Genomic DNA, 12,004 nt, shown 5'->3' on the forward strand with positions numbered 1-12,004 from the left:
TTACCTTTAAATTAGCAATCCTTAACTTCAATAGCAAGTGATAACAATTTAAAAAACACAACACAGATGGCACGAACACCCAGTAATATGTTGCCCTTGGGCACCTTGGCACCTGAATTCAGTCTGATGGACACCGTTACCGGAAAAACCCTTAATCTTCAGACGCTAAAGGGTGATCAGGGCACATTGGTCATGTTTATCTGCAACCACTGCCCGTTTGTAAAGCATGTGAACCCCGAATTGGCAAAATTGGGAAAGGAATACCAAGAGAAGGGAATCGGCTTCATCGCCATTTCGAGCAACGATGTGGAGAACTATCCTGAAGATGCCCCACATTTGATGAAAGAGGTGGCCAAGCAAGAGGGCTATACTTTTCCATATCTCTATGACGAGACCCAAGAAGTGGCCAAGGCGTACGATGCTGCCTGCACCCCTGATTTCTTTTTGTTCAACGAGGATTTGGAGCTGGTCTATCGCGGCCAGTTGGATGATTCCCGGCCCGGAAACGGTATTCCCGTAACCGGAAGAGATCTTCGCAATGCCATGGATGCCCTACTGGAAGGCAAACCCATTGGCGAAGACCAAAAACCCAGTATCGGGTGCAATATCAAATGGGCCGATAACCGGCACTAGTTTTTGTGAATCCTGATAACCAAGGTGAAAGAGGACCTACCAACCTTCCCTTTTGATCAGGTTTTTAATGTGGGCCAAATGATGACTGCCGTGCCAAGCGTAACGGCCTATGTTTTCTTCAAGTGTGGACTCTTGGTTGCCTTCAGGATGGGTAAATTTTCGCTGTAGATCTTCCTTGGACAATCCTTTTAACAAATAGACCAATTTGGCATGTACCGCAGTCAAGTGGTCGAGCGACAACTGAATGGGGGCCGTCTTGGCATCAAAGAGTTTTGACCATTCTTTTTCAAGATAGGGCTTGATGGTCGGGTTATCTTCCGTAAGGGCCCACTTAAACCTAATATAGCTGTGGTGGTGGCTATCGGCAATGTGGTGTACCAGTTGCCTGACCGTCCACCCGCCTGGGCGATAGGGTGTTTCCAACTGTTCTTCAGAAAGTAGAACGACCAGATTGCCCAAACGTTCGGGAAGGTTTTCCAAAACGGTTATCCATTCCTTAATGTGCGCATCGGTAATCGGATTGGGTATCCTATACGTACCGATGGGGTATCGCAATTGTTCCAAGACAGTTTCTTCCATTTACTAAAAGTACTAAACATAGTGCGACCGCTGACCGATATCATTGTATAAGACCAAACTTTAATACATTTTTAACCTCCGCCGGAACACTTGGCGACAATAATCTACTAATTTTATAGGATAAACTAAAAAACAGAACCCTATGGCAACAATACGATTGGGCGATAAAGCACCGGACTTCACAGCAAAAACGACACAAGGAACCCTTAATTTTTACGATTACCTCGGCGACAGTTGGGGCATTCTTTTCTCGCACCCAGCCGATTTTACCCCGGTTTGCACCACCGAGTTGGGCACCGCGGCAAAATTCAAGGAAGAATTTGACAAGCGAAACGTTAAAATGATAGCGCTGAGCGTAGACCCTTTGGATTCTCACCATGAGTGGATAAAGGACATCAACGAGACCCAGAACACGGTGGTTAATTTTCCTATAATCGCGGACGAAGACAAGAAAGTTTCGGAACTCTACGACATGATCCACCCAAATGCCGATGACAACCTAACAGTGCGATCGGTTTTTATCATCGCGCCCGACAAAACGGTGAAGCTGATCTTGACCTATCCGGCTTCCACGGGGCGTAATTTTTACGAATTACTAAGGGTAATCGATTCATTACAGCTAACGGCCTACCACAAAGTGGCCACGCCCGCCAATTGGGAGCATGGCCAAAAGGTAGTGGTAAGTCCTTCGATTCCCACAGATGAGGCGATGAAACTTTTTGATGAAGGTGTTGAGGAAATCAAACCGTACCTTCGGTTCACACCAGACCCATTGGCACAGTCGCAGGTATAAACCGAAAACACTTCAAGAGGCTGTCTGAAAAGTAACTTTAAGCTGTCAAACAGACATTTATGTTTTCCACGCTTTTCAGACAGTCTTTTTTCGGCAAAAATTTTCTTGAAAATCGTACGCAACCCCTTCCCAAATTTGTATCTAAAAGGCAAACAACCATGGTTCCCCAATAAATAACTTGACCATGACCACATTTTTTGGTATTCTGACCGTTTTGTTGGCCATCAACGGTGTGTTATTATGGGTAAGCGTTAACAACCGGTCAAAGAAATAGCGCCCTTTATAGCATAAGTCTTGCTGGGCCTTATTGTTAAAGTAACCATACTAAGTAGGGTTTTTGGCCGTTTATATGTTTTACATATGGAACGTTAGCTGATTCATTCGAAATATGGATACCTTTTTTAGCATTTTGGCCGTACTACTACTCTTGAACTTGGCATTGCTCATATTGAGTGTAAACCGTGCTAAATAATCTATTTATGTCTTGCCTATCTTGCCCAAAAAGCAGTTTTTTGGCAATTATAACGGGCCCGATTAGGCCCTTTGCCAAATAATAAATATTTCAAAAAAGGCTTCAATCGAAATAATTAGCCCTATATTTGTCCCATTATTTAATTTTTTAATTTTTATTATGAGTAAAGGAACAGTAAAATTCTTCAACGATTCAAAAGGCTACGGCTTTATTACTGAAGAAGGTTCAGAAACAGATCACTTTGTACACGTTTCAGGTTTAATCGATGAAATTCGCGAAGGTGATGCTGTAGAATTTGAACTACAGCAAGGTAAAAAAGGATTGAACGCAGTAAATGTACAAGTACTATAACAGCAACAATTTATCTTTTTTATAAGAGAAAGCCCCGACAGTGTCGGGGCTTTTTTATTGAATTACCGTTGCTTCCCGCGTTGGGGCCTAGCTAGCCCACCTTTACCAACTCTACATCAAAAAGCAATGTAGCGTTTGGCGGAATAACCCCACCGGCACCTCTGCTGCCGTAGGCCAAATGGGGTGGAATCACAAAACGTGCCTTGTCGCCCACCTTCAGCAGGGCGATGCCCTCATCCCAACCTGGCATCACCTGCCCGATGCCCAATTGAAAATCAATCGGCTGTTTTCGTTGGTAAGAAGAATCGAATACGCGACCATCGGTCAGCATGCCCTCATAATGTACCGATACCTTTTTGCCCTTTTCTGCATTGGCTCCGCTACCTTTTTGCATGATTTTATATCGAAGGCCGCTTTCGGTCTTTTCAAAACCTGCGGCCAGTTTTTCCAATTCTGCCTCGGCCTTGGCGCGCTCAGCGACCAAACGTTTCTGTTTTAAGGCCTCAAAGTTTTTGAACGCCTCTACAGCATCCCAGTTTTGGGCCTCTTCGCCCACCCGAACAATTTCCAAGTTATTGATGGTATCGCCCTGCTCAATGGCATCGACCACCTCTTGGCCGTGTTCAACATGCCCGAACACGGTATGTTTGTTATCGAGCCATGGTGTGGCCACATGAGTGATGAAAAACTGGCTGCCATTGGTGCCCGGTCCGGCATTCGCCATTGACAGCACACCGGGGGCATCGTGTTTCAAATCATGGTGGAACTCATCATCGAACTGGTACCCTGGGCTACCGGTGCCGGTACCCTGCGGGCACCCACCCTGTATCATAAAATCGTTGATGACCCGATGGAATTTTAAACCATCGTAATAGGGCTGCCCCTCCGGTTTGGCCGAATTCTTCATGTTTCCCTCGGCCAGGGCCACAAAATTGCCCACGGTTCCCGGGGTCTTGTCATGGGTAAGTTTCACCAAAATCTCACCTTTGCTCGTGTTGAATTTTGCGTAGATACCGTTTTGCATGCTTTGGATTGTTAAATTATTGGATTGTCGGATTTTTTTGGAGGTGCAAAGGTAGCAATTTGCCATGGGGCTAAAAAGTTACCTACAATTGATTTCAACTAAAAAAATGTCTGTCTAGAACATAAAAGCAAAGATCGAAGATCAAGAGCTTATAACAAAAACTGGCAAAAAAACATTCATCCATGCTTCAAGCTATTAAACGTCTAGGCTAAGTTTCACAATGGTTTATTAGCCCCAATCTATAAACAAATATGGGAGAGGTTTTTCACTAAAAATAAGCTCGAAAGAAACAGCAACTTCCATTGATTTTTGATTAACATTCATACATCATTTCATGTGAAGTCAAAGACCCTTATATTGATTAACCACAATTTTATGAACAATCTTACATATATTTATTTAGCATCATGACAACTTAAGAGGATTGTTTTTTAGGTTGTCATGACCCTTAAATTTTTAGGAATTTGATTTAAATCAAGGAAATTTTTGTGTTTAAAAATTAAATTTGAAACAAAGAACATAGAGGGATATGGAAAAAACAATGGTCAATAAATGGTGGATACCCGTGTTGCTCGGTGTAGTATTGTTTGCAGCTTCGATTTTCATAGTAACCAGACCTACAGAGGCCTTCTTGGGTCTAGCTTTGGTTTTTGGATGGTTCATTCTCTTTAGTGGTATCATGAACATCATCTTTTCGGTGCAAAACAGAAAGGTGTTTGACGATTGGATTTGGTATCTATTATTAGGGATTATTGAAGTGGCACTTGGCACTGCGCTATTGCTTCAGCCACACATGTCGGTCAACGCGTTGATTCTTTTTACTGGATTTTGGATGGTTTTTCTTGCGGTTTCGAGAATAAGTAGTGCCTTTTTACTTAAAAAAATGAAAATCTCGATGTGGTGGCTTCCGCTGGTGTCAGGTATTTTAATTTTCATTTTTAGCTTTCTCATTCTTGTCAACCCATTGATTGCCGTTTTTAGTATTATATATTTAACCGCCATTCCATTAATGATATATGGTGCCATGGCCATTTATTTTGGTTTTAATCTTAGAAATTACAACAAAAGTTGAAATTCCCTTAAAATTTAGAAGAATTTGAAGACAGAAAGACAAAAGTCTTAATCTAAAGTTCCATTTTGATCCTCCAGTAATGCTGTTGTTTGTTTGATTTCTTAACACATAAAAATCAGGACAATGTACTACTTGAAACTTTTTGAAGACTCTGGCGCTGTTTAAAATCTCATGAATTTTGCTTTTCCAATGAATTTCTGATTAATCGACCAGATTACTTTTCTTGAGCAATCCTTTTCTGTTCAGCAACTCAATATGGTCCTTGTTGTTTTCAATCAGTCCCTTATCATCCAACACCTTGAGATGTCGGCTAAGTGTCTCCGGGGTGATATTGACAATGGCAGCCAAATCTTTTTTGGGCAACCTAATGAGGCTATCGTTGAAAGTCGGGTCTGCATCTGACGACTGTTCAAGGCTCAAAAGTAGGTTTGCTATGCGCTCTTGTATATTTTTTGTTAAAAGGGTATCTAAATGGGTTTCGGTTTCCACCAGTTCATCGGCCAACATTTCTATCACCAATGAAGCAAAGGTGTTGTCTTTTTGTAAAAGTTCAAAAAACACCTGCTTGGCAATAAAAAAGACCTCACAATCAGTAACGGCCACTGCAGTACTTAGATAATCCCATTTTTTTATCAGTGAAAGATGCCCTATGAACTGGTTTTTTGTCACCAACCGAAGTACTTTCTCATTACCGTTACCGTCTACCCTTGATATTTTCACCCAACCAGACTTTATATAATGTGCTCCCTTGGGTATGCTCCCTTGCTGAAAAATTGTTTGTCCCTTTCTGTATTTTTTTGCGGTCAAGGGGCCATTGCCAGTTAACTCGGCATGGGAGGTCGTCAGCCTTTCAAACAATTCCTTTAAAGGTTTTTCATTCTTAAGTTGTGCCATTTTCAATGCAGAGGGTTGGTTAGGTGTTTTCTAGCCGTAACAAAAGTTCGGTCTGGAGTCTTCCGACATGAGGGTGTCTGGGGTTCATGTTCAATATGATCAAATTTCGGGCAAAAGAGGACAACAACCAGTCTTTGACCAACCCTTCTCTACTGCCTAGGTAAAGGCACTTGAAGTTTTGGTCGATATCGACACCATTGGCATTACAAGCCGAGACGGCCCGTTGCATCGCATCCTTTAGCTCCTCGATTTCCCATGTTTTTTCAAAAATCATTTCGCTCAAGCGATATTTGAGTTTCCGATACAACATGTGGTCCATCATTTTTTCAATGTTGGTATTGATAGGGTTGTTGGTTCGGTACAGTGTTATTTCCATCTTTGTTTTTTATGGGGAATTCAACCTTTGCCTCTTGATGGGGCCAAATTCTTCGGTTCTTATCCACAAAAAAGGTACCACCCAAAGGTTGGCTAATTCAAAAATAAATTTGAGCGATATCCTAGGTCAATCTTCGCAAAGCGTTGGATTCCAATGGTAAAAAGCATACGTCCAACTACCCCACCGATTCACCTAAAAGATACAAAAAATGCTTTTGTGCCCGTATGAATCTAGGACGGGGGTTCCAAAGGAAAAATCCGGTCGAACCCCCGTTTCCATATCCTTCTAAGGGTCAAGGAAAATTAATTGCTCCCACTGTTTGTGGACTTTTGGGAGGTACGGTTCTTAAAATTTCTTAACTTGTTTTTCAACTTGTCGAAAAGTCCTTGCGAATCACCGTCAGCTTCCACTGATTTCATGAGTTCTTTGATCGAGCTGTTCAACTCTTTGTACTCCTTGTCCCTTTTTCCGTAACCCAATTCCTCTGCCATGATCAATTGGTACTCTGCATTTTCAAGCAGGTTCAGCACCTCTTTTTTCTTGTCCTCGTCTTTGGCATCTTCACTTTGGGCAGCGGCGATCATGACCTCTGCCCTTAAGATGGGCAATGGTATGATTTCCTTTTCGATGACCAAGGTGTTCAAGGCAGTGTATAGGGCAATCTTGGCCTCTTCCATCTTGTCTTCATCAAGGAGCACGGCGGCCACCTTCATAGCATCGGGAAAGGTAGCGAGGGGAACCGATACGGTAGAAATCTCGACCTCACTGGCCATATCGGCTAAGGCCCGCCGCGCCACCTGTAGGTAGTCGTCTTCGATGGCCTTTTCTGCCATTTTCTTTTGTTTTTTGATAACCTTTAAGTCCGCGATGAAATCTCGGGTCTCGGTGGCGACTTCCACCGGAAGCAATGCCATACTGGGTTCCCTTGCCACTAAAAGCTCAAGTTTACCGGTCGCTTTTTCCAGGGCCTCCAAGGCTGCCTTTTTGTCTTTATCGTTAATGGCCTTTATGGCTTCGTAGGTATGCTGTACCGCCATTGCCGCCTCTTCAATAATCGCTGAAGAGGCCTCGTCCACTTCTTCCACTGCCTTGCCTTGAACCCCGCTGTCCAAATCTTCTTTTGACATATCAAGGGTTTCGGGCTTTTCTATACGCACTTCGTCATTATCAACACTGGCATTTGTTTCATTGCTACCTTTGTCATTTGATTTGTCTTGGGCACATGAGGTCAACGTAATCACTGCCATTAGCATATAGACGCTGTTTCTTAAGATTGTTTTCATTTTTCGTGTTTTTAGGGTTATTGTCTATTATTTATTGTTTATTGTCCAGATTATTATCAGCTTAGCTGAATTTTTCTTTTTGTTGGGTTGCCTTCTTTGAGTTTTCCAATAGATATTTTCAATATCCCGTTCTTCATTGTAGCATTAATGTCATCTGGGTTACTGTTTTCGGGCAACTGAAAGACCCTTTGAAACGAGGCATAACCAAATTCCTTGCGCATCCAATCGCCATCGCTTTCTTCTTTCTCGTACTGTTTTTGGGATGATATAACGAGGCGGTCATCGACGACCTCAACGTTGACATCTCCTTTGTCTACCCCTGGCAATGCCAAGGAGACTTCGAACGATTTTTTCTTGTCCTTGATGTTGACAGAAGGCACAGTGGCCACCAATTCGTCATGCCCCACCTCATCGTCGATTTTCTTTCCAAAAAAGTTCTCAACAATATTGGGAAATTTGGGCTTAAGGTTCTTTGTCCATTTAAATAGTTTCATAATGCTATGTTTTTTTTAATCGGTTCAATTTTTCTGTTTTAGATAAAATTTTTGTCAGATAGTGTATCTCTTTTTTTAGGCTTCTAAAATCCGTGATAAATTCATCCAATGTTGCCCTTATTGCGACCGCGTCATTTTTGACCTTTAGCTCATCACCTGTAAAGGAACCGTTCTGCAGTTCTTCCAAGGCAATCATCTGACCTGTTATTCTACGGGCAAGGGCCCTGTTCTGGTTACTCAAAGTATTGAGCCGTTCCACCAAACTCTGTGCTTGGTGTAGGTCTTCTTCGCTACTCAGCCAAACCAAAAAGCCGCCGATAAGATTATGGAGAAATTGGAATTCTTCGTCAAAGAAACTGGATTCATCTTTCCAGTGTTCTGTTTGGACATACATGACCTCCCAGTCAAAATCATTGGTATGCTTATGATTTTCCTTATAGGTTTTCATGGCCTTGATTTTAGTCTTTGTCCAACAATCTCAATTTAACAGCGCCCAAAATCCATTAACTTACACTGATCTGTTTTTTCTTGGGTTCTTCTTTTTCTTTTTTCTTTAGTGTGAGGAGCAGAATTCCATTTTGATATTTGGCAGCTATGCCCTCATCATCTATGTTTTCGGGCAACGTGAACAAGCGTGTAAATGATTTTGCCGCAAACTCTTTTCTGGTGAACTTCTTTTCTTTTTGTTCCTCTTCTTCGGTTACGTTGCCCGTAATGGTCAAAACACCATTTTCAACCGAAACATCGAATTGATCTTTTTGCATGCCCGGTGCCGCGACCTGAATTTCAAAATCTGTGTCGTTTTCGACAACGTTTACCGCGGGCACCCAATTTTGTCGTGCCACATTTGAACGGTAAACATCGCCGTCGAATAGGTCGTTAAAGACCGAAAAAGCCGGAAAATTTGATCGTAATAGTGACATGGCACTTCATTTTAAGGTTACTGCCTTAAAGGTAAAATCCATGCAGATTTTGTTACTTGATTTGAATCAAATGGAAGTGTTAAAATTTTAAAAAAAAAGCCTGCTTATAATTCCGATTGGGGGCAATAAAGAATTTCTTAAATCAACAATTATCGAGTCAGCGCCTTGGAGGTATTTTGCTGGTTTAATTTTGACCCAAAGGCCAAAACCGAAATTCTATTGCTAAGATTTACGCCTTCCCTTCGAGTGCGTTCAGGGTGACACTTGAGAATGATTTAAACATGGGAATCCCGACGCAGGGCATCGGGGATTTCTTTTCAATTAAAAATCGCTCAAGTTGCTAGGTCAAAATATGCATTTACATCGTGGAGTTGCAGGGGTAAACTACTCCTTTATGCTTAATCTTTCTTTCTTAAAAACATGAAATAAGTTCTGGAAAATCTGGATTAAAGAAATACCATCTCAAAACCGTTGCTGGTATTTAATTCTCGTATTGAGTAGTCTAATCTTATCCTGAAATTCAAACAGCCAGTCTTTAATACGTTCAGCTTCTTTTTTGCTAGATTCAGACGAAAAGAAAGTACCATCTGACTTTTGGACCCATACGGTCAGCAGAACGCCTGTAAGAGTCTTATTTGGTGCAAAACGGGTGTATAGGTTTACCTTATTATCGTTCAGCAATGGAAAAACCACCCCACTTGATTCCATTTCGACCACCCCCTTATTTACTGCGGTCACATAGGTTAAGCCTGAAAAATCAGTGATGTATTTCTGCCACTCGTTTATCACGAAGTCTTCGTTGTACCCAATGATGTTAATAGTAAAACTGCTCGCCTTTTTACTATAAGGTAGGGGCTCTTCTATAACTTCGAATGGGTTTTGCGCGTAACCCAATGTAAAGTTACAGGCTATTAATACCAGAATAAAATAAATTTGCCTTCTTTTCATGGTTTACTGTATTTTAATTATGAATTCGATTCTATTCTTAAACTTTCAGGTAGGTGCAAGGTACGTATGGGAAAAGGAATGACTATGCCTTCTTTGTTGAATCGTTTGTGCAACATTTTGACAAATTCGTGACGCATCTGAAACTGATTTTCATACAAATCAGTGGCCAGCCATACCTTCATATTGATACTGCTGTCACCGAATTCGAAAAACCGTACCCTGGGCTCAAAATTCTTTAGATTGGGGGCATATTTCGCCATAAGTTCTTTGGCGGTTTCCAGAGTCACTTTTTCAACATGTTCCAGATTGGAATCGTAATGTACCCCAACGGTGACCTGAAAGTACATGTTCTTTTGTAATGTGAAATAGTTAGTACTTATGGAGCTCGAGATTTTTGAGTTGGGAATGATTATTACATTTTCCAATAGGGTCTTGACTTCGGTATTACGCCAATTGATATCGACGACATAACCCTCTTCACCGGAATCCAATTTTATATAATCCCCAGGCTTTAATTGTCTTGCCGCTAAAATGTGCAGCCCGGCAAATAGGTTGCTCAAGGTATCCTGTAGGGCTAGGGCAACGGCAAGCCCCCCAACCCCCAACGCGGTGAGCACTGGTGCCAATTCAAAACCAATCAGATTCGTGAAAACCACCAAACCAGAAATGTAGGTCAGTATTCGTATAATAATATGGTAAAGTGATGTGGCCCTTCCAGATTTTGATTTTGTGTAGCTATCGTAGAAATAGACTAACAGCTCGGCAATGAGATAGGTTAATATGAATACATTAAGGCTTATCTTCAACTTTTTGAACCAGTTGTCAAAACTGATATCTGATGGGAGAATTTGAAGCAAGTTAACTGCCAAGAAAATGCCCAGCAGAAATGAAATTTTACTAAGGGACATAAAGAAAACACCAGAATAACTCAAACTTTTTCGGTCAGAAACCTGACTCATTTTTTTTAAAAGGGGCCGTAAAACCAATTGCCCGAACAGAAAGCCCACAAAAATTGCTAAGCTTATTAGGGCATATTGATTTTTTAGAAAGGTCAAATGTTCCATCTTCATGAATCCAATAAATCATTACTACTCAAAATTAACCGTCGCAACTCACTAACTTTCAACTCTTTTTTATCAGCTTGAAATAGGTCTCGCCGAATATACACGGTTAATTTTGACATTTCGTCCAATAATGAGTCTATAATCGTTTCATCCAAATTTTCTTTTGTTGTCTGGTGTGCAAAGAATTTGACAAAGTCATTGAAGGCTTGCAAAACCTCGGCACTTGCTACGAACGAAATGCGCTGATTCAAGAGTCTAAGCTCTATGATGTCCTCTTTATTTATCTTTTTTTTGGTGATGACATCTTGAAGCTGCTGTAACAATTCTTGGTAAACGCTCATTTTAAGATTAAGAAACAGTACACTTTCTTCCTTTTTTAATTCTGCTTCTGTTTGCTTGTTAAGCAATAAAAAGGTAACCAAAGCAGTCAGTGTAAAACCCAAAATTGCTGCGAACAGTTCAAAAGTGATGTTGGGCGAAGAACCATTGAATATAATCCTTAAGACTAGATAGCCAAGCGTTAAGACAATTGCCATCAGAATCAAGGCAGGTAGCCTACTGAATTTTATATCTATAATCATATAATTAATAAAAACTTAAGGTGGTTCTACAGAATTTGCCCAAAAATCACGCAATGGAAATTGAATGAATATCTACTATTGAGCACACAATTTAGTGAAACAATCGCATATAGGCATTTGAAAAAATACATTCAATGAATAAAGCACCCCCATATTTTATCTAGAAAAAACACCCTGAGCAACCAATCTTAGCTATTACTCAAGACCCATGACTTTTTAAGGCTTGTTTTAAAGTTTTTCTAAAGCATATCTGGATGAATCAACTATGCAATACACGCTAAAATTGCTGGATACTGTTATTAAAACCATGCTTGTACATCGCTTCTTACTAATTTTAAGCAAGTACTGTTTTGAGACCCTATAAATTTATTTGATACTCCATGATATGTCTTTTTTACAAAAGAGCCAGAGTGCCTCACCCTTTACAAAAATGACTGATGGGAGTATTTCTTGAATAGCATTTTGGCATTTTGCAAATAGATTGATCTTACCTAAATCCTTCATACAGTATTCCAAA

Annotated in this window: 15 protein-coding genes; 4 read left to right on the forward strand and 11 right to left on the reverse strand. The window is 40.9% G+C overall.

The annotated features are described in order from the left end of the window. Window positions 1–66: 66 nt before the first annotated feature. Entirely contained in the window at window positions 67–633 is a 567-nt protein-coding gene (locus VC82_RS02315; protein WP_045800947.1) for a thioredoxin family protein, read from the forward strand. Between the two features lie 36 nt (window positions 634–669). On the opposite strand, the gene VC82_RS02320 is transcribed toward VC82_RS02315, so the two are convergent. Further along, window positions 670–1,212, reverse strand: a complete 543-nt coding sequence (locus VC82_RS02320; protein ID WP_045800948.1) for a YfiT family bacillithiol transferase — start codon at window positions 1,210–1,212, stop codon at window positions 670–672. Window positions 1,213–1,354: 142 nt separating this feature from the next. Here VC82_RS02320 and VC82_RS02325 point away from each other — a divergent pair, with 142 nt between their 5' ends. Beyond that, window positions 1,355–2,005, forward strand: a complete 651-nt coding sequence (locus VC82_RS02325) for a peroxiredoxin (protein ID WP_045800949.1) — start codon at window positions 1,355–1,357, stop codon at window positions 2,003–2,005. 631 nt (window positions 2,006–2,636) lie between these two features. Beyond that, complete coding sequence (locus VC82_RS02330; protein ID WP_045800950.1) at window positions 2,637–2,828, forward strand: cold-shock protein; 192 nt, start codon at window positions 2,637–2,639, stop codon at window positions 2,826–2,828. A 91-nt stretch (window positions 2,829–2,919) separates the two neighbouring features. Here the strand turns inward: VC82_RS02330 and VC82_RS02335 are convergent, their stop codons facing one another. Continuing rightward, window positions 2,920–3,852: a peptidylprolyl isomerase gene (locus tag VC82_RS02335; RefSeq protein ID WP_045800951.1), complete on the reverse strand. Its 933-nt coding sequence runs from the start codon at window positions 3,850–3,852 to the stop codon at window positions 2,920–2,922. Between the two features lie 529 nt (window positions 3,853–4,381). Here VC82_RS02335 and VC82_RS02340 point away from each other — a divergent pair. Continuing rightward, complete coding sequence (locus tag VC82_RS02340; protein ID WP_045800952.1) at window positions 4,382–4,924, forward strand: HdeD family acid-resistance protein; 543 nt, start codon at window positions 4,382–4,384, stop codon at window positions 4,922–4,924. Window positions 4,925–5,125: 201 nt separating this feature from the next. Here the strand turns inward: VC82_RS02340 and VC82_RS02345 are convergent, their stop codons facing one another. The 9 genes from VC82_RS02345 to VC82_RS02390 all read right to left on the reverse strand — a co-directional run bounded on the left by VC82_RS02345 (window position 5,126) and on the right by VC82_RS02390 (window position 11,487). Further along, window positions 5,126–5,818: a Crp/Fnr family transcriptional regulator gene (locus VC82_RS02345; protein ID WP_157517945.1), complete on the reverse strand. Its 693-nt coding sequence runs from the start codon at window positions 5,816–5,818 to the stop codon at window positions 5,126–5,128. A gap of 19 nt (window positions 5,819–5,837) precedes the next feature. Then, window positions 5,838–6,194 (reverse strand): hypothetical protein, encoded by a 357-nt coding sequence (locus VC82_RS02350; RefSeq protein WP_157517947.1) that lies wholly within the window; start codon window positions 6,192–6,194, stop codon window positions 5,838–5,840. Window positions 6,195–6,496: 302 nt separating this feature from the next. After that, the gene (locus tag VC82_RS02360; RefSeq protein ID WP_084598142.1) at window positions 6,497–7,477 is read right to left on the reverse strand and encodes a YfdX family protein; all 981 of its coding nucleotides are present in this window, start codon (window positions 7,475–7,477) and stop codon (window positions 6,497–6,499) included. 56 nt (window positions 7,478–7,533) lie between these two features. Next, window positions 7,534–7,971, reverse strand: a complete 438-nt coding sequence (locus tag VC82_RS02365) for an Hsp20/alpha crystallin family protein (RefSeq protein WP_045800956.1) — start codon at window positions 7,969–7,971, stop codon at window positions 7,534–7,536. A 4-nt stretch (window positions 7,972–7,975) separates the two neighbouring features. Then, window positions 7,976–8,419, reverse strand: a complete 444-nt coding sequence (locus VC82_RS02370; RefSeq protein WP_045800957.1) for a hypothetical protein — start codon at window positions 8,417–8,419, stop codon at window positions 7,976–7,978. 55 nt (window positions 8,420–8,474) lie between these two features. Further along, window positions 8,475–8,894 carry an Hsp20/alpha crystallin family protein gene (locus tag VC82_RS02375; protein ID WP_045800958.1) on the reverse strand — a complete coding sequence of 140 codons (420 nt, stop codon included), beginning with the start codon at window positions 8,892–8,894 and terminating at the stop codon, window positions 8,475–8,477. A gap of 462 nt (window positions 8,895–9,356) precedes the next feature. Beyond that, on the reverse strand, window positions 9,357–9,842 hold the full coding sequence (locus VC82_RS02380) for a hypothetical protein (protein WP_045800959.1): 486 nt from the start codon (window positions 9,840–9,842) through the stop codon (window positions 9,357–9,359). Between the two features lie 17 nt (window positions 9,843–9,859). Next, entirely contained in the window at window positions 9,860–10,801 is a 942-nt protein-coding gene (locus tag VC82_RS02385) for a mechanosensitive ion channel family protein (protein ID WP_170218305.1), read from the reverse strand. A 107-nt stretch (window positions 10,802–10,908) separates the two neighbouring features. Next, a complete protein-coding gene (locus tag VC82_RS02390) occupies window positions 10,909–11,487 on the reverse strand; it encodes a hypothetical protein (protein WP_045800960.1) in 579 nt (192 codons plus the stop codon). Window positions 11,488–12,004 lie beyond the last annotated feature (517 nt).

This window comes from Flagellimonas lutaonensis, assembly GCF_000963865.1.
Classification (GTDB): Bacteria; Bacteroidota; Bacteroidia; order Flavobacteriales; family Flavobacteriaceae; genus Flagellimonas_A; species Flagellimonas_A lutaonensis.